We start from the raw sequence: 18,298 nt of genomic DNA on the forward strand, positions 1-18,298 counted from the left end.
CTGAGATTCCCTTGCCTGAACTCCCCCTGTGGGCGGATGCGGAGCGGGCGGAAGACGATGACCGGCCGGCCGACATCATCATCCGCCGCGCGGCCGTGCCGGCCCGTTTTGCCGAGATCCGCGCCGAGCGGCCTCTGTTCACGGTGTCGGCAGACGGTGATATGCGGGTCGACATCAAGGGCCATCATGTCTTCCTGATCCGCGGCGGCCGCGAGATCATCGTCGATACCGACACGCCCGACGATGCCGACTGCCACACCTATCTGCTGGGCCCGGTGCTCGGCGCGCTCTGCCATCAGCGCGGCGAGGTGATCCTGCATGCCGCCGTCCTGCGCTTCGGCGACGCGGCGGTGGCGATCTGCGGCCAGTCGGGCGCCGGCAAATCCACCCTCGCCGCCACCCTGCTCGCCCGCGGCCATCGCATGCTGGCCGATGACGTCACGGTGCTGCGGCAGGCCGCCGGCCGCACCCAGGCCTGGCCTGCCTATCCGCGCATGCGCCTCTGGCAGGATGCCGCCAGCCGCAGCGCCATCGATACCAGCGCGCTCGACCGCTGCGTCTTCGACCTGGATAAATTCGTCGTGCCGGTCGATCCCGCCTTCGACACCACCCCTCTGCCGCTCATCGCCCTTGTCCATCTGGACCGCTGCGACGACCCGGCGGATGAAGCCCTGATCCCCCTGAGGGGGCTGAAGGCGGCCGGCCAGCTGCGCGACAATCTCTACCGCGCCGGCATGGCCCATGCGCTGGACCGGACCACGCCCCTGCTGCATGCCACCGCCCGCCTCGCCGCCGGCATTCCCCGCCACCTGATCGCCCGCCGCCATATGGACGAGCATACGGCGGATCGCACCGCCACGCGGATCGCAGCGGCCATCACCGGCGACATCACCGCCGTCAACCCATCACACGCAGCCCCGGCGCCAGCGCCAGCGGCGCGCCGGTGAGCGCGCGGATGGTGTCGACCGACACATCCGGCGCACGCTCGCGGAGCAGGAAACCCGCGGGTGTCACGTCGATGACCGCCAGATTGGTGAAGATGCGGTGGACCACCCCGGCGCCGGTCAGGGGGTAGGTGCAGGCTTCGAGCAGCTTGGGCGCGCCGTCGCGGGTGACATGCTCGGTGATGACGAAGACCCGGCGGACGCCGGCCACCAGATCCATCGCCCCGCCCACCGCCGGCACCGCATCGGCGGCCCCGGTCGACCAGTTGGCGAGGTCGCCATTGGCCGCCACCTGCATCGCACCCAGAATGCAGATGTCGATATGGCCGCCGCGGATCATCGCGAAACTGTCGGCATGGTGGAAGAAGGCGGCACCCGGCAGCAGGGTCACCGGCTTCTTGCCGGCATTGATCAGCTCAGGGTCTTCCGCCCCGGGCGGCGGCGGCGGGCCGAAGCCCAGAATGCCGTTCTCGGTGTGATAGATCACCTCGCGCCCGGCCGGCACATGGCCCGCGACCAGTTCCGGAATGCCGATGCCCAGATTCACCACGGCGCCGTCGGGGATGTCGAGGGCCGCACGGCGGGCCATGGCATCGCGGGAAATGCCGCGGGGGACGCTGTTGGTCGTGGCGGTCATGGATACTGCTCCCCACGGGCGATCAGCACCGATTCCTGCGCCGGATCGGCGATGGCGACCACCCGGTCGACGAAGATGCCGGGGGTTATGACATGTTCGGGATCGATGGCGCCGGCCGGCACCATCTCGCGGACCTGGACGATGGCGACCCGGGCGGCCTGGCACATGATCGGGCCGAAATTGCGCGCCGCCTTGTTGTAGACCAGATTGCCCAGCCGGTCGGCGCGCTCGGCCCGGACCAGGGCGTAATCGGCGGTGATCGCCTCTTCCAGAACATAGCGGCGGCCGCGGATGTCGCGCACCTCCTTGCCCTCGGCCAGCACGGTGCCGACGCCGGTGGCGGTGAAGAAGGCCGGGATACCGGCGCCGCCCGCGCGGATCCGCTCGGCCAGCGTGCCCTGGGGCACGAGTTCCAGCTCAATCTTTCCCGCCCGGTAGAGTTCGGGGAAGGTTTCGGAATTGGACGAGCGCGGATAGGAGCAGATCATCCTGCGCACGCGGCCGGCACCGATCAGCGCCGCCAGCCCGACCCGGCCATTGCCGGTGTTGTTGTTGACCACCACCAGATCCCGGGCGCCCTGGTCGATCAGCGCATGGATCAGCTCGATCGGGCTGCCGGCCTCGCCGAAGCCGCCGATCAGGATGGTGGCACCGTCGGGGATATCGGCCACCGCGGCTGCGGGGTCGGGGACCTGTTTGTCGATCATGGGCGGGGGTTCCGTGGGATGCCGGGACTGCCCGCTCATCTCACGGCCGAAGCCGTGCAGGGTCAAGATGATGTGCACCGGCTGCGGTCGATGTTCGCAGACCGCACGGATCCGCTCCGGACGAGCCCCGATCAGGCCATGATCGGCCCCTTCAACCGGTCGATCTCTTCCCGCAGCAGGCCGGCGACGGCATCGGCGCCCATCTGCAGCAGTTCATCATCGATATCGAACCCGACCCGGCCTTCGCGCGCCGCCGTGAACAGGCTGCCGCGATTGTCCACCTCCATGTCGACATGCACGCCATGGTCACGGGGGCGGAAGGCGAGGTCCACGCATTCCACCCGCAGATCACGCAGCGACATCGGCCGGAAAACGAAACTCTGGAAGAAGGGGCAGGCATCGCCGGGAATGTGCCGGATCTCTGCCTCCGCCAGGCGGAAATCAAGATGCTCCATGGCATCGAGCACCGCGCCGGTCCAGCGGTCGGGCAGGATGCGCACGGCATCGCCATCGGCGCCGTCCTGGGCGCCGTCCACCTCCACCCGCGTGCGCAGCCCGGCGGTGGAGAGGCCGAGCGAGAGCGGCGCATGAGCCGGGATCTCGATCGCGAAGGGCAGCGCCAGCGCCTGACCCGCATCCAGCGCGAGGTCGGTGGCGATGGTCTCTGCCGCGATCATGATCAGCCCGTGATGGGGCTCCGGGGCATCTTCCCCCTCGCCCGCCGCCCCCTCGCCGTCCGGCTGCCGGCGCGGATCGGGATGGATCAGCGCCCGCACCACCAGATCGAGCGTCACACGCGCGATATGCAGGGGGGCAATACCGCCTTCGATCTCCACCACGCCATCCAGCACCTCCCCCACCCGCACCTCGCGCAGCGCCGGCACGGTCTCCACCGCCAGCCCGGACGTGCCGGCCGCTCCCAACATGGTTTTGATCATGGCGTTCGATGCTCCGTTATTGGTTCAGGGCGGATGTGTCCCCGCCTTGTTCAACAACAGTGTGAGCCCGGGCGATCCCGGATGCGAGGGACGTCCCTGATTTGTTACGGCCTGCCCTCGGAATGCCCCCCGGCGGCCGCGACGATCCAGCCGCGAAACGCCTCCACCGCCGGCTGGCCGGCCTTGGCGTCGGGGATGACGATCCAATAGGCCTCGTCGGGCACGATGGCGCGATCGAACAGCACCTCCAGGCGGCCGGTGGCGAGGTCGTCCTCGATCAGCAGGCGGGGCAGCAGGGCGGCGCCCAGGCCCGAGGCGGCCGCCTGGGCGATCATCGCGAACTGTTCGAACACCATGCCGCGCACGGTTTCCGGCGCATCCAGCCCCTGGGCAGCGAACCAGGCCGGCCAGGCGGCCGGGCGGGTGGATTGCTGGAGCAGCGGCAGGCGGGCCAGATCTTCAAGCCGGTCGGGGGCATGGGCGGCGCGCCAGACCGGGCTTGCCACCGGCACGATCACCTCGCGCATCAGGTGGTGCGCGGTGGCGCCGGCCCAATCGGCGCGGCCGTAATGGATGGCGGCATCGAACGGGTCGGCCGCAAAATCGAAGGGCGACAGCCGGGTTGCGAAATTGATCGAGATGTCGGGATGGCGGGCGAAGAAATCCGGCAGGCGCGGCACCAGCCAACGGGTGGCGAAGGTGGGCAGCGTTGCCAGGTTGAGGATCCGGCCGCGGCCGGCCAGCGCCATCACCCGGTGGGTCGCCTCGCCCAGATCGACCAGGGCCCGGCGGACATCGCCCAGATAGAGCCGGCCGGCATCGGTGAGGGTGACCCGCTGGCGCACGCGCACGAACAGCGCCAGGCCGAGCTGATCCTCGATCTGGCGGATCTGGCGGCTGACGGCGCCCTGGGTGAGGTTCAGCTCGGCTGCCGCCCGGGTGAAGCTTTCATGCCGGGCGGCGGCCTCGAAAGCCAGAAGCGCGCCGAGCGAGGGGATCAACCCGCGCTTCGACGGCAGATCATTCCCGAAACTCATGACCTCCCCATTATTCATCGTTTCCCAAACCATGCCCCAATATCGCACGATCCCTGACGTCGGGCACCCCCCGCGGCCCGATTTCCGAAACCTCCCCCGCCTGGGCTTTCCGGCCCGTCAGGAATGAGTGTGCAGATGACCGCCCGTGACACGACCGTGCTCCACCGCCTCGTCGCCTCCGTCGCCGGCCCCGTGCGGACCGACAGCCTGATGACCACCATGGTCGTGCATCCGGCGCTGGCCGGCGCCACCGGCGACCGCGCCTCGCGCGCCGTGATCGCCCAGGCGCTGAACATGCTGCTCTTCGCCGATCTGATCGACCGGGTGCCGGCGGCGGCGGCCTATGTGGCCGAACGGGTGGCGGCCGGCGGCACGCTCTGCCACGATCACGGCGCCGTGCGCACGGTGGCGATGGCCGGCCAGGGCGCCCTGCCCGCCGGCGAGGCCGCGATCACCCGCATCCTGGAGCCGCTGGGCTATGCCCGGGTCGGGCATTATCCGCTCGACCGGCTGAAGATGACCGGCCGGTCCTATGCCCAGAAGGACCTGCCCGAAGACATCGCCCAGTTCTTCGTGAGCGAGCTGCACCCGGAACGTTTCGGCCCCGACTTCGAGGCAACGGTGCTGCGGGTGACCGGCACGTCGCGCGATCCGCTGACGCCCGACGCCGCAGCGGCGCTCGACCGGCTGGCCGCGGAAGGCACGCTGGACATCGAGACCGCAACCGCCCTGCTGCCGGTGCTGGTCGCCTGTTTCGACCGCCAGCACGACCTGCCGGCACTGGCCGATTACGAGGCGCTGAAGGCGCAGTCGGCGGAAATGGCCTGGATCGCGACCGAGGGCAACGCCTTCAACCACGCCACCGACCGCGTCGCCGATGTCGACGCCCTGGCCGAGGCAGAACGCGCCGCCGGCCGGCCGATCAAGGACAAGGTGGAGGTCTCGGCCTCGGGCCGCGTGCGCCAGACCGCCTATCGCGCCGCCGAGGTGGAGCGGTCGTTCCGCGACGCCGGGGGCCGGATCGTCACCCGCATCGTGCCCGGCAGCTTCTACGAGTTCATCACCCGCGACCCCCTGCCCCAGGCTCTGGCGACCGAGACCGGCCGGCGGCTGGATCTGGGCTTCGACAGCAGCAACGCCCAGGGCATCTTCAAGATGACGGCGGCGGCGTAAGAAGAAGTCGGGCGCCATTCCCTTCTGTGGCCGCCGAGGTGAACCCCTTCACGTCAGAAACCGAAGCTGCCGGCAAGCGCACAAACTAAGGACCGTCATCCCGGCGGAGGCCGGGATCCAGGTTCGTCTCCACGTGAAGGACATCGAACGGCCTGAATCGGGTCACGATGAAGGCTCGATCTCTGTATGACAATACGGTTCTCGCAAATGATCATCGCCCATTGTTGTGGAAGCCTACCTGGATCCCGGCCTTCGCCGGGATGACGGTACAAATGATGTGCAGAGGCTGGCTGATACCGAATCGGACACAGCCGCGAGGTTCTGACGTCGGAACGCGAGATTTAGACCTTAACCAACTGTTTTAACGGCATCATTCCCTGTGGGAATGATCGGGTGCGCCCCCCGGCAGGCACGAATGCCACGTGCCTGCCGCCCCGCCCCGCCCTATGATGCCGCCAGCCCATTGCGCCGGTCGGCCCGTCCTGAAGAGGCGGCCCGGCGCGTCCGGACAAGATCACGACCCAGGAGTTCAGAGCGCCATGACCCGCGAGACCGAGACCCGGCTCAGCCCTGCCGACGATGCCCGTGCCGTCCTCGCCCGCCTGGGGGTGGACCCGGCGCGGCTTTCCGGTGGCGACCGCATCGCCCGCTCGCCGCTCGACGGCGCCGAGATTGCGCGGCTGACCGACACCACCCCGGCCGAGGCCGAGGCGGCGATCGCCGGTGCGGCAGAGGCCTTCAAGGCCTGGCGCCTGGTCCCCGCCCCCGAGCGTGGCCGGCTGGTCGCCCTGCTGGGCGAAGAGCTGCGCGCCGCCAAGGAAGATCTGGGCCGGCTGGTCACCCTGGAAGCCGGCAAGGTGCCGGCCGAAGGGCTGGGCGAGGTTCAGGAGATGATCGACATCTGCGACTTCGCGGTCGGCCTGTCGCGCCAGCTCCACGGCCTGACCATCGCCACCGAACGGCCGGACCACCGGATGATGGAAACCTGGCACCCGATCGGCCCGGTGGGCGTGATCACCGCCTTCAACTTCCCGGTCGCGGTCTGGTCGTGGAATGCCGCACTCGCCTTCGTCTGCGGCGATCCGGTGATCTGGAAGCCGTCGGAAAAGACCCTGTTGACCGCGCTGGCGGTGACCGCCCTGTTCGAAAAGGCGGCAAAGCGCCATGGCAAGGTGCCGGCGGGCCTGGCCGCCCTGCTGATCGGCGGCCGCGAGATCGGCGAACAGCTGGTCGACGACCGCCGGGTGCCGGTGATTTCGGCCACCGGCTCCACCGCCATGGGCCGCAAGGTCGGCCCGCGGGTCGCGGAACGCTTCGGCCGCGCGATCCTGGAACTGGGCGGCAACAATGCCGCGATCCTGCAGCCCTCGGCCGATCTGGAACTGGCGCTGCGCGGCATCGCCTTTGCCGCCATGGGCACCGCCGGCCAGCGCTGCACCACGCTGCGCCGCCTGTTCCTGCACAGCTCCGTCTATGACGGCTTCATCACCCGGCTGAAGGCCGCCTATGCCTCGGTGAAGGTGGGCGACCCGCGCGAAGCCGGCGTGCTGGTCGGGCCGCTGATCGATGCCGATGCCGCCCGCGCGATGGATGCGGCACTGGAAGCGGCCCGCGCCGCCGGCGGCACCGTCCATGGCGGCGAGGTGGTCGAGGTGATGGGCCAGGGCCAGTATCGCCGCCCGGCCCTGGTGGAAATGCCGGCCCAGGCCGAGATCGTCCGCCACGAGACCTTCGCGCCGATCCTGTATGTGCTGCGCCATGACGATCTGGCCGAGGCGATCGCCGCCCAGAACGACGTGCCGCAGGGCCTGGCCTCGTCGATCTTCACCAACGACCTGCGCGATGCCGAACGCTTCCTGTCGGCCGCCGGGTCCGATTGCGGCATCGCCAATGTCAATATCGGCCCCTCGGGCGCCGAAATCGGCGGCGCCTTCGGTGGCGAGAAGGAAACCGGCGGCGGCCGCGAGGCGGGCTCCGACGCCTGGAAGGCCTATATGCGCCGGGCGACCAACACCATCAACTATGGCAGCACCCTGCCGCTGGCCCAGGGCGTCACCTTCGATATCTGAGGAGTCGTTTTAGTCCCTCGCCGGGCGGGCGCTGCCGCGCCCTTGGCCGCCGCCTCAATGGCGGCTGGCATCCGCGGGGCGGATGCGGTCACCACCCGGAGTCTGTTTGGCCCTCGCCGGGCGGGCGCTCCGCGCCCTTGGCCGCCGCCTCAATGGCGGCTGGCATCCGCGGGGCGGATGCGGGCACCACCCGGAGTCTGTTTGGCCCTCGCCGGGCGGGCGCTGCCGCGCCCTTGGCCGCCGCCTCAATGGCGGCTGGCATCCGCGGGGCGGATGCGGTCACCACCCGGAGTCTGTTTGGCCCTCGCCGGGCGGGCGCTCCGCGCCCTTGGCCGCCGCCTCAATGGCGGCTGGCATCCGCGGGGCGGATGCGGGCACCACCCGGCGAGGGGTATCGCTCTTCTTCCGGAGTTTTCCAATGTCCATGACCGACACCACCGGCGCCGCCAGGGCGGCCGGACAGGCTTCTTACGGCTTTCGCGCCGCCCGGCGGCTGGGCGGGATCGGCGTGTCGGAGATTCTGGCGATCGGCGCCCGGGCGCAGGCGATGGGCGCCGACGTGATCGTGCTGGCGGCGGGTGAGCCGGATCTGCCGACCCCGGCCCATATCCGGGCCGCGGCCGCGGCGGCGGTGGAAGCGGGGGCCACGCGCTATGCGCCGCTCACCGGCACCGCGGCGCTGAAGGCGGCGATCATCGCCAAACATGCCCGCGACAACCGGCTGGATCTGACGCCCGCGAACATCATCGTCGGCTCGGGCGCCAAGCAGGTGATCCACAATGCGCTGATGGCGACGCTGGACGAGGGCCAGGAGGTCATCGTGCCGGCGCCGTTCTGGACATCCTATCTGGACCAGGTGGCCCTGGCCGGCGGGCGGGTCGTTTCCCCCCGCATGCGGGCCGAAGACGGCTTTCGGCTGACGCCTGAGGCATTGTCGGCCGCGATCACCCCGAACACGGGCTGGCTGATCCTGAACGCGCCGTCGAACCCCTGCGGTGCCGTCTATTCGATGAACGATCTCAAGGCCCTGGCGGCGGTTCTTCGCGACCATCCGCAGGTCTGGGTGCTGTCGGACGACATCTATGAACACATCATCTATGACGGCCGCCGCTTCGTGACCATGGCCGAAGCGGCCCCCGATCTGGCCGATCGGGTGCTGACCGTCAACGGCGTCTCCAAAGCCTATGCCATGACCGGCTGGCGGATCGGCTGGGGGGCGGGCCCGGCGCCGCTGATCCAGGCCATGGCCGCGGTGCAGAGCCAGAGCACATCCGGCGCCGCCACGCCGTCGCAGGCGGCGGCGACCGCGGCACTCGACGGGCCGCAGGACGTGCTGGCCGACCATCTGGCGGTGTTCGACCGCCGCCGGACGCTGGTCACCGCCGGGCTGGAGGCGATCGACGGCATAAGCTGCCCGGCACCCGACGGCGCCTTTTATGCCTTCGCCGACATCCGGGGGCTGATCGGCCGGACGACGCGCAGCGGGATCGGGCTGCATGACGATCGCGCCGTGGCGCAGTGGCTGCTGGACGAGGCCCATGTCGCCCTGGTGCCCGGGGCCGCCTTCGGCAGCCCGGGGCATCTGCGCCTGTCTTTCGCGGCCGCCGACGCGGTGCTGCACCAGGCAATTCAGAGGATCGGCGCGGCGGTGGCGGATCTGCCCGGCTGACGTCAACGCGATCTGAGATCGGCCGGCCTGATCTCGGTCAGCGTCAGGGCAAGGCCGAGGCCGAGCCCCGCGGCCAGCACGACCATGGCCGCGGCCGGGCCGTCGGCGGCGAGCCGGACGGTGGCGAGCGGTACCGCGACCAGAATCGCGACATTGTTCAGGGTTTCGGCCACCGCCAGCACCATGCCCTTGTCGGGCCCGGCACGCGTGGCCAGCACCACCGTCGCCGCCGGCGCACCGGTGCCGAGCGCCGCCCCCCAGGCCGCCAGGCACAGAAGCGCCGCCCAGAGCGGCAGCGTCCAGGCCATGAACAGGGTAACGGCCAGGGCAAGGACCAGGGTCACCAGAACCAGCACCAGCTCCTCGCCGCCGAACAGCCGGCGCAGCCGCCCGGCCGCGAGGTTGCCGAGCCCCAGCCCCAGCCCGAAGGCCGCGACGGTCACCCCCACCGCGGCCGGCCCGAAACCATAGCGCAGCCGCAGCACCTCTCCCGAGAGCAGGAAGGCCGCGACCCCGGTGCCGTTCCAGGCGCCCTTGGCGACCAGCGGGCGCAGGATCGACGGGTTGCGCAACCACGACCAGCCGGCACCGCCCACCCGGCGCGGCATCGCCGATGCACGCCCGGGCAGCCATCTCCGGCCCATGACGAAGGCGGCGGCACAGCCGCCGGCGGTGATCACGAAGGGGGCGGCCCAGCCGATCAGATCGGTGGCGATCCCGGCCATGGCCGGCCCGAAGGCGATGCCGGCGGTCATGCCCAGCATCACCAGCCCCATCGCGCCGGCCTGGCGGTGATGGGGGATCACCTCGGCGATCAGCGCAAAGGCCGTGGGGATCAGGATCGCCGAGGCGATGCCGCCGAAGATGCGCAGCGCCACCGCCACCCCCAGCGTGGGCGCGAGGACGATGGCCAGCCCGTCGAGCGCGAACAGCAGCAGCCCGGTCAGCAGCAGCCGCCCCCGATCGACCCGGTCCGACAGCCAGCCGAACACCGGCGCTGCGATCGCATAGGCGACCGCATAGCCCGAAATCAGCCAGGCCGCCCCGGCCGGCGTGGTGTCGAAAGCCGCCGCCAGAGGTGCGAGCATCGACGACAGCATGAATTCGGTCGCACCGACGAAGAAGACGGTGACGGCAAGAAGCGGCAGCAGCAGGCGATCCGCCTGCCGCCGCCGGGTGGACATCATCACGGCCGGGTGGTCTCCGTATGTCCGGTTCCCGGCCGCAGCCCTGATGTCCGGCAGGAAGGGCATCAGGCAGGCTGGCCGTGGAAGCCGATGGTGAACGTTACGACGTCGTCGCGATAGGCGCTGACCCGGCAGTCGACGGTCATGCCATAGACGTCTCTGGTCAGATGTTTCGTGGAGCTGCAACCATCCCAGACAGCGAACAGCGACCCGGCATCGGTTCCCCCGTCATTGATCCAGATCTGCGCACGGGCATTGGTGATGTTCGAGCTGCCCGGCACGCCGACGACCACATCGATCGGCCGCGCATCGCCATCGCCGATCTCGAACCCCAGCCAGCCCACCGCATCCCCGTCGGATACCGGGTTCCAGACGTAATCGGCGAAGATCCAGCGCGCCGGTGCTGCCTGATGAGCGGGGATCCCGATCACCGGCCAGGCCGCAAAACCACCGCGCAGCCCCTTGCGCTCCTTCGGCCGGATCGTCACCGTGCTTTCGTTGACGATGATCACCCGGCAGGCATAGCGGCCGCCGAAGGCCAGGCTGTAGAGCCAGGTGCGGTCATTGGCGCTGGCCCAGTCGGGCAGCAGCTGCGGCCAGTGGCCGGGCTGGCGGGCATCGACCAGCTGGAAGCGGGCGAAACTGCTCTCGCCCGGGCTTTGCAGCCGGAGCGGCTGGCTGGATTGCGGATCGGCGTCGCAGCCGGGGGTGAAGAGCCCGGCGATGCGGCCGGTGGACGCCAGAACCAGCCGTTCGCCGCGGGCATCATACCGCCAGAGCTGGTCGTCGTTGCGGGCCTCGTCGCACGGGGCCAGAACCAGCGCGCCATTGCGGTGGGTCAGGCACAGCTGGCCCGCGCCCTTTTGCGACTGGCCGGGGAACAGGCGGCCCGCACCGTCGGTCGTCCAGACCTGATGCAGCCCGATGACGAGGCGGGCGAGCACCACCCGGTGGCCGTCGAGACTGCCGCTGCCGGCGCCTTCGACCGACAGCGCCATGTCGACGTTCACGGCAAGCGGTGCCGCCGGGTCGGAGGCGCGCCGGGCGATGATGCAGAACGGGGTCTCGGTGGTCAACCCGACACCGGGCCGGGTATCCTCCACCTTGCGGCGATCGCGCGCCAGATAGGGATCGCGCGTCGCATCGGCCCCTTCCGACGTCTTCAGCAGGGCCGTCAGCTCTTCGGGCGACAGCGGATCGACCATCCAGAGATCCGACAGACGGAAGGCCCCCGTGACGGCCGGATCGAAACGCCCCCCGGCGGTCAGCCCGGCATCGAGGCCGGCATTGACCAGATGGCCGGCGGCGGTGAGTGTCCAGCTCTGATAGGGCGCGGTGTCGAGGACGGTGATCGCCAGTCTGAACCGGTCCGCCGGCGGCCGGCCGGCGGGGCCGGTCGTGACGTCGTCGGTCAGCGCCGTCAGGGCGAATTCGGCCGTCGCGGAGCAGGAATAGGCGACGATCTGCCCCAGACCGTTTTCGTACCAGAGCTGCGCCGCAGGGTCGGCCTTGATGCTGGCGTCGCGCAGCCCGACCTCGACGCCATTGCCCGGCTGATCCGTCAGCAGCGACAGCACCCGATGGGGTTCCATGCGGTTGCGGATGCGGAAATAGACCGGGCGCGCGCTTTCGCCCGCAATCCGGCGATAGTCGTTGTAGAACAGGAAATGGGCGCCCTTCGCCTGCAGCTCCTGCACCGTGTGGCGGCTGGCATAATCGCGCAGCACCACCTGGCAGCGCCGCGCCAGATCCCGCGGCAGCAGATCGATGGTCGGCATCGGATCGCCCTGCATCACCGCCGACCAGCGCCGGTAATTGCCCAGAGACTTCGCCCATTCCCCGGCATCGGACAGAAACTGCCCCTCGCCGCCCACAGCACTCAGGGTCAGGCCCTGACGCTCGGCGGCGGCCAGCGCCCGCGACTGCTCGCGCGTTGCATCCTTCATCTCGGCCGTGGCCTGGACCGTGCCGGCACCCAGATGCGACACCTCTGCCTTCACGCCCACCGACAGGCTGCGGGTGACATCGGCCGCCCGCTCGGTCGCCGACAGGGTCTGCACCCTGGTGCCGAACAGCCGGCCGCCGACCAGGGTGCGGCGGGCGACGAAATGGCCATAGATCGCCAGCACCGCCATCAGCCGCTCGGCCGGGTCGGCAAGATCGGGCCACGGATCGGCGTCGGCATCGGCGGCCGTGGAGGCCGGCGGGTCGAGCGCCACCATCACCGCCGCCAGGAAATCCGGCGCCGCCGACGGCATGCGGTCGTCGAAGGACAGCTCTACCCTGGGCAGGAAATAGCTGGTGACGACGAAGACCGTCTTGCCGGCCTCGGCGCTGGTGGCCTGCGACAGCCGGCCGATGCCGACCCCCACCCCGACGCCGCCCTGGAAGGACGGCTTGCCGGCCGCGGCGGTCATCGACATCGACAGGCCGAACACGCCGTTGCGCTGGGCCTGATGGACCTCTTCTGAATAGGTGTAGCTGGTCTCGTAATAGCCCGAAAGCTGGGGCTTCAGATAGAACAGCCGGGTCGGCCGGGTCGGTGCCGGGGGCACGGGTCGGGGCGCCCCCTGAGGCGGCCGCAGCACGTCTTTCTTCGTGGAAAGCCGGGATGCATCCGGTTGGGGCGGCGTGGTCGCGGTCGGCGCGGCTGCCGCCGGTCCAGGTCCGGAAGGTCGCGGGGCTTCAGGGGGGGCGACGACAGTTTGAGTGACGGAGGGCGTGGGGGCAGGCACCACCGGAACTGTCGCAGGCGTGGTCGCTGCAGGCTTGGTGTCGGCCAGATCGGCAAGCCGGCGGCGCATGACGGCATCGCCCCGCAGATCCAGCCGGTAGAGCACGTCGCGGAAGCTGCGGGCGGCCACCTCGCTGCGGCTGTGGTCGATCACGATGCCCCGATAGAAGCCGATCCGGTCCAGCAGATCGTCGCGCTGGGCAAGGTTGAGCGTGAAGAAATCCGAATGGTCGGCCGCAAGCGTGCCGCCACCGGCGGTGAAGACCCGGGTTGCGGCCTCGGCGGCGAAGTCGCGCTTTGCAAGCGCTGTGTCCGCCATGGCGGTGGCGATCTGCGCGGTCGGATCGGGGACCGTTACCCGCAGCCGGTCGAGCAGCTTCTGCCGGTCGTCCAGCGCCTCGCGGCCGCGCTCCTCGCGCCGGCGCATCGCCGCGTCGGCATGCTCTTCCACCGCGCGATCGGCATCCAGTTTCGCCTTGCGGGCGGTGAGCACCGCGGTGTCGCTGGCGAGCATCTCGATCTCGGCCTTGTCGGCCGCCAGCTTGCGGATGCGCGGATTTTCCTCCGCCGGCTTTTCGGCGGGGGGGATTTCCGCCGGTGGATCAGAGAGACAGATGATCGTCAGGCGCTCCGGGCCGCCATCCGGCTGATCAACCGCGAAGACGTCTTCGTAAGGTCGCGCCTCCGCCTCTTCGGATAATGGCTGACCATTCGGCGCGCGGAACCGGCAGTTTTCAGAAAGCCCGCCGGCCACCAGCAGCCGCCGGACCTCTGCGACCGTATCCTCCGGCTTAAGGTCGATATCGACCTCGCGGCTGGACACCGGATCGCCGTTCAGGTCGACCCATTTCACGATGCACCGCATGGCGTGCTCCTTCGGCTGGCGGCCGATCATGTTGTCATATATAAACATGATATACCCGTCCGGGCTGGCGCGCAGTGCCCTATGCAGCAACAGACGCAAAAATTTCATCAACCTTGTCTGTCACGGAAACAGAAGCCGGCCGGCCGGCATTCCAAATCGGGTCAATGATCCATTATGTTATTTATCATCAACATAATGAGCGGCCGCGGGCTGGCGCCGACGCGCCGCCCATGTCCGCCGATGCCGAATGCAATGGCGTTCGGCGGTAGAATTATACCAAATACATTTGCATTTTGCATCATATCATTCCGATTGCAAATCAAAATCCGACGGAAGAAAGTCAGACGACTTCCACAAACGAAAGCGGATCCATGTATTCAAGAAGACGGTTCTGCCGCCGCGGGGTGCGAGGGGCAGCCCTGGCGTCGACCTTCCTGTTTGCCGTCGGCGGAGCCCCGCCCGTCCATGCCGCCGGGCCCGCGCAACCGGCACCCGCCATACGATCGGTGCTGGCGGCGGAGGCTGCGACCGACATTCTCAGCCTGGATGCGCTCGACGAGATCCGGGACCACACCCTCCGGCGCAATCTGCCGGCCCTTCTGCTTGAACTGCTGACCTTTTCGCCGAATGTCAGCGGCATCTATCGCACCCCGGGCTGGCAGACCATCACGCTCAGCGATGCCGACAATGCCGAGGCGGCCCGCTTTGCGCAGGATGCCCCGTTCAAGACCTACGCCCAGCTGTCGGGGGCACTTCAGGCCGTTCTCGGCGATGCGCTGAACGCTCAGCTCGTCACCCTCTCGGGCGTTCTCACCGCCCTCGCCATCGCCCAGACATCCCCCTATGGCTTCGGGGCGGCGGTGAATGTTCAGGCGGCGCAGGCGATGCTGCAGGGCATCCGCCTGGACGAGATCGCCACGGCTCTCTACGGCCTGCTCTTTCCCTATCTGGCGCATGACGACACCGGCATCTGGTTCTCGGACTATCTGGCGTCGGGGCCCGAGGACTGGGCGATCCGCTATATGCGCCTGGCCGAAAGCCCGGCCTTCATCGACAAGCTGGAAGTGGAGCGGTCGCTGGGCGCACCCGACTGGGCGCTGGACACCCGTTTGATCACCTACAAGCTCAACCAGCTGTTTCCGCCGACGGCCGGCCGGGTGCGCATGGTCTATCTGATGAGGGATCTGCCGGTCTATGACGGCCGGTGGACCGACCTCGTCCCCCCCGGGGCGCTGACCGGCGAAAGCCTGGTCGGCGGCGTTCTGGCCGCGATCGCACGCCAGCAGAACCAGCAGTCGGTGCAATTCGTCCCCCTGGGCCTGCCGGCCTATTACAAGGTCTGCCTGACCAGGCACGGCCCCGATGTGGCGGATTTCCTGAACGGCTGGGGCCGGCAGGCGGGCATCACCCGCCCCGGCGCCAGCTTCGACAATGTCAATGAATGGCGGCCCGACCTGTTCTTCGAATGCGGCACCTGACCGCACCACGCGCGAAGACGTGCCTTCCGCCCCCCATGCAGACCAGCCCCACTCCCCGCAGCCCGACGACACCCGTCTCCGGAGACATCACGATGAACGCAGCATCCGGCCGTTCGTCACGGCCCGCCACGCCTCAGGGCCGGCCCTCCCCCCGGCTTGCAACACGCGGCATGCGCCAGCGAGCGGCGATGTGCCGCCTGGTGCGCAGTTACAGCCTGACGGCCGCGGCCGAAGGCGAGCGCTACACCTCGACGGACAGGGCGGCGCTGACCCTGGCCGGCCAGGCCTTCACCTTCTCGCAGCTGAAGATCCTGGCCGGGCGGCTGGCGCTCGACGGCCATGTGATCCACGCGCCGCGCTTCGGCCCCCGCACGATCCACTGGTCCCAGACCGCGGGGGGCGTCCGCTCGATCGGCCAGCTGGTGTTCCGGGCCGATCTGATGATGGTGTTCGGCGTCGTCACGCTCGGAGAGGCGGGCGGCCCGCTCCACGAATTCCGGCTGACCGGCACCATGGATGCCGTGCGGTTCACCACCACCTACAGCCCGACCAATCGGGATGACGGGCCGGAAGAGGTCGAAACGCCCACCCTGGCCGGACCCGATTTCGCCTACGGCGTGCGCGCCCAATCGACCGATGCGCCCTTCGACCAGGATCCCAACGATCCGACCGTGTTTGCCGAGGTCTATGGCTGCGACTGGTCGGCCGATGATCCGGCCGCGGGCGGCCCGGCCGAATATGTCGACCAGGGATATGCCACCTTCTCGATGGACGACGACGAGCTGGTGATGCTGCTGACCGCCGGACAGGTGGTGCCGCCGCTCTGCGAGACACGCGCCCAAGATTTCACCGCCCCGATCCCCTTCGGTGGCGACTACGAACCGGCAAAGGTGGTGTTCAGCGACGACGGCGCCAGCTTTTCCGGCACGGTCTATGATCTGGAAGGGCAGGCCTGGCTCTGGACCGGCAGCCTGGCCGATGACATGTCGATGGCGGCCGGGCTGGACCTCGCCCCCCCGGCAGATCTGCGCGACCATCTGAGCGCCGGCCAGGTCTCGCAGGACGACGAGCGGACGGTGCAGGAACTGGCGGCGATCCATCTCGACGACGTGCAGACCGCCTCGAACGGCCTGCTGTATGACTGCATGCTCTATGTCATGCCGGCCGACACCCGCAGCAATGTCTTCGGCCGCAGCCGGCCGACCAATCTTTCCACACGGATCACCGATACCATCACCGAAGACGGCCCGACCTCGTTCCTGAACGACCACTACACGCCGACCTATGCCGGCTGGGGTTTTGCGAACACCACGTCGCTCTCCGGCCTGTTCAGCACCGAGCAGACGACCGAGCTTGAATACGCGCTCTCCAACGTGATGAGCAGCAGCCCGTGGTACTCGTCGGTCAACAATATCATCTATGCCCAGGCCGCCTATAATTCCAGCGCGGCACTCGCCGCCTATATGACCAGCGCGGATGACGCGGCCGCCTGGGCGCAGAAGCTCTATGATTACATCACCACCAAGGCCCGGTTGATCAAGGTGAAGGTGGAGATCGTCGGCGCCTCGAACACCGCCACCTACAACAATTACAACAATCTGCTGTTCGCCCTGGACCCGAGCGGCGACCTTGCGAAGAAGTATCATGCCCAGGTCTACGCGCTGTGCCTGATGACCGCGGTGGAGCAGGCAACCCCCGATGCCAAAGTCAACAGTGATGTTCTGGCGCTGGTCATGCCCGACATCCTGCGCAAGGCGATCACCGCCTGGATCACCCTGCCGGATGATCCGACCAAGGGGCAGATCGCGTGCCAGGCCATGGCCGCGGAATTGAGCGCCGCGGTCGATCTGGCCGACGGCATGACCGATCTGTGTTCGGCCCTTATCCAGGCCTTCGAAGCCTCGCGGATCTTCAATCTGGCGTCGTCTTCGACGGCACTCTACAACAATCTGAATGCATCGACCTCGGTGTGGGGGCCGCGGCTGGCCAAATTCGCCACAGGGATCTGCGCCCTGGCGGGGGTCAGCTTCGCCGTCATCGGCTATCTGAACTGGACGACGCTGAGCGACGAGGAGAAGGTGACCCTGGTCGCCACCACCGTGCGCTGGGTGGCGGAGATGACCGAGAAGGTCCCCAACCTGCTCGGCGCGGCAGGCGACGGCGCCAATGCCGGCGCCCGCGCCCTGGTCAGCGGGCTGGAAGAGTATTCCACCGATCCGGCCCTCGCCCGGGTGACGGCGCAGTTCTTCGCCGATGCCGCCGGTGTCGACCTGGAGGCGAGCGAGGTTCTTGTCAACGACACCGTCACCCAGATCGCGAAACGCGAAAGCGTGGCCATGGCGAAGCTGGTGGGCAAGGTGCTGGTCGGCATCGGCCTGTTCGCAGGCGCCGTGATCGCCGGGGTGAACATCTATCGCTTCGTCCAGGATCTGATCAACGGCAACGGCTCGGTCGATACGATCTTCGACGGCATCCAGGCCTTCACCACCACCGCCGGGCTGATCTGCGAGGCGGCGGCGCTGGCGGTGGAATCGGCGCTCGCCGCGGCGCTGGCGGTGTCTTTCGCCATCCTGGGGGTGATTGCGGCCATCGTTTATGTGTTCTGGCAGAAGGATCAGCCGCCGGCGGACACGCCCGTTCAGACCTATGTCAAGAACACCATCCTGCCCTTTGTCCAGAGCCTGCTCGACAACCCCGCCACGGCAGTTCCTGCGAACTGGTCGCCCATGGACGGCCCGCAGCCGCCCTCGGCGACTGCGGCTGCAGGCTGACCTCAGAGGGCCGGTGCGCGTGCCCGAAGGCGGGCCGCGCGCCGGCTGCATGGCTCCCCCCGGGCCGTCTGCGGTGGTCAGCCGCGCCC

The 18,298-nt window shown here is 68.9% G+C and carries 12 protein-coding genes; 6 read left to right on the plus strand and 6 right to left on the minus strand.

Going from position 1 to position 18,298, the window contains the following annotated elements; translation table 11 throughout:
- Positions 1 to 11: 11 nt before the first annotated feature.
- Positions 12 to 947, plus strand: a complete 936-nt coding sequence (locus P7L68_RS01870) for an HPr kinase/phosphorylase (RefSeq protein WP_371998736.1) — start codon at positions 12 to 14, stop codon at positions 945 to 947.
- Here P7L68_RS01870 and P7L68_RS01875 read toward each other — a convergent pair.
- The 4 genes from P7L68_RS01875 to gcvA form a co-directional block, all read right to left on the minus strand.
- Positions 898 to 1,581 carry a 3-oxoacid CoA-transferase subunit B gene (locus P7L68_RS01875; protein WP_371998737.1) on the minus strand — a complete coding sequence of 228 codons (684 nt, stop codon included), beginning with the start codon at positions 1,579 to 1,581 and terminating at the stop codon, positions 898 to 900. The genes P7L68_RS01870 and P7L68_RS01875 overlap by 50 nt on opposite strands.
- Positions 1,578 to 2,288: a 3-oxoacid CoA-transferase subunit A gene (locus tag P7L68_RS01880; RefSeq protein ID WP_371998738.1), complete on the minus strand. Its 711-nt coding sequence runs from the start codon at positions 2,286 to 2,288 to the stop codon at positions 1,578 to 1,580. Before P7L68_RS01880 ends, P7L68_RS01875 begins: the two co-directional genes overlap by 4 nt.
- Positions 2,289 to 2,419: 131 nt before the next feature.
- A complete protein-coding gene (locus tag P7L68_RS01885) occupies positions 2,420 to 3,226 on the minus strand; it encodes a sporulation protein (protein WP_371998739.1) in 807 nt (268 codons plus the stop codon).
- A gap of 104 nt (positions 3,227 to 3,330) precedes the next feature.
- Positions 3,331 to 4,263, minus strand: a complete 933-nt coding sequence (gcvA, locus tag P7L68_RS01890) for a transcriptional regulator GcvA (RefSeq protein ID WP_371998740.1) — start codon at positions 4,261 to 4,263, stop codon at positions 3,331 to 3,333.
- Between the two features lie 135 nt (positions 4,264 to 4,398).
- Here gcvA and P7L68_RS01895 point away from each other — a divergent pair, with 135 nt between their 5' ends.
- From P7L68_RS01895 to P7L68_RS01905, 3 genes are all read left to right on the plus strand, one after another.
- Positions 4,399 to 5,436 (plus strand): DUF1338 domain-containing protein, encoded by a 1,038-nt coding sequence (locus P7L68_RS01895; protein WP_371998741.1) that lies wholly within the window; start codon positions 4,399 to 4,401, stop codon positions 5,434 to 5,436.
- A gap of 539 nt (positions 5,437 to 5,975) precedes the next feature.
- Positions 5,976 to 7,505: an aldehyde dehydrogenase family protein gene (locus tag P7L68_RS01900; RefSeq protein WP_371998742.1), complete on the plus strand. Its 1,530-nt coding sequence runs from the start codon at positions 5,976 to 5,978 to the stop codon at positions 7,503 to 7,505.
- A 418-nt stretch (positions 7,506 to 7,923) separates the two neighbouring features.
- Positions 7,924 to 9,174 carry a pyridoxal phosphate-dependent aminotransferase gene (locus tag P7L68_RS01905; protein ID WP_371998743.1) on the plus strand — a complete coding sequence of 417 codons (1,251 nt, stop codon included), beginning with the start codon at positions 7,924 to 7,926 and terminating at the stop codon, positions 9,172 to 9,174.
- A gap of 2 nt (positions 9,175 to 9,176) precedes the next feature.
- On the opposite strand, the gene P7L68_RS01910 is transcribed toward P7L68_RS01905, so the two are convergent.
- Both P7L68_RS01910 and P7L68_RS01915 read right to left on the minus strand, forming a co-directional pair.
- Positions 9,177 to 10,358, minus strand: a complete 1,182-nt coding sequence (locus P7L68_RS01910) for an MFS transporter (RefSeq protein WP_371999239.1) — start codon at positions 10,356 to 10,358, stop codon at positions 9,177 to 9,179.
- A 68-nt stretch (positions 10,359 to 10,426) separates the two neighbouring features.
- The gene (locus P7L68_RS01915; RefSeq protein WP_371998744.1) at positions 10,427 to 14,008 is read right to left on the minus strand and encodes a hypothetical protein; all 3,582 of its coding nucleotides are present in this window, start codon (positions 14,006 to 14,008) and stop codon (positions 10,427 to 10,429) included.
- Positions 14,009 to 14,331: 323 nt separating this feature from the next.
- Here P7L68_RS01915 and P7L68_RS01920 point away from each other — a divergent pair, with 323 nt between their 5' ends.
- Together P7L68_RS01920 and P7L68_RS01925 are read left to right on the plus strand one after the other, a co-directional pair.
- Positions 14,332 to 15,438, plus strand: a complete 1,107-nt coding sequence (locus P7L68_RS01920; protein WP_371998745.1) for a hypothetical protein — start codon at positions 14,332 to 14,334, stop codon at positions 15,436 to 15,438.
- Between the two features lie 92 nt (positions 15,439 to 15,530).
- Positions 15,531 to 18,209, plus strand: coding sequence for a hypothetical protein (locus P7L68_RS01925; RefSeq protein WP_371998746.1), 2,679 nt, complete (start codon positions 15,531 to 15,533; stop codon positions 18,207 to 18,209).
- Positions 18,210 to 18,298: the final 89 nt, after the last annotated feature.

It is taken from the genome of Tistrella mobilis, assembly GCF_041468085.1.
Lineage (GTDB): Bacteria > Pseudomonadota > Alphaproteobacteria > Tistrellales > Tistrellaceae > Tistrella > Tistrella mobilis_A.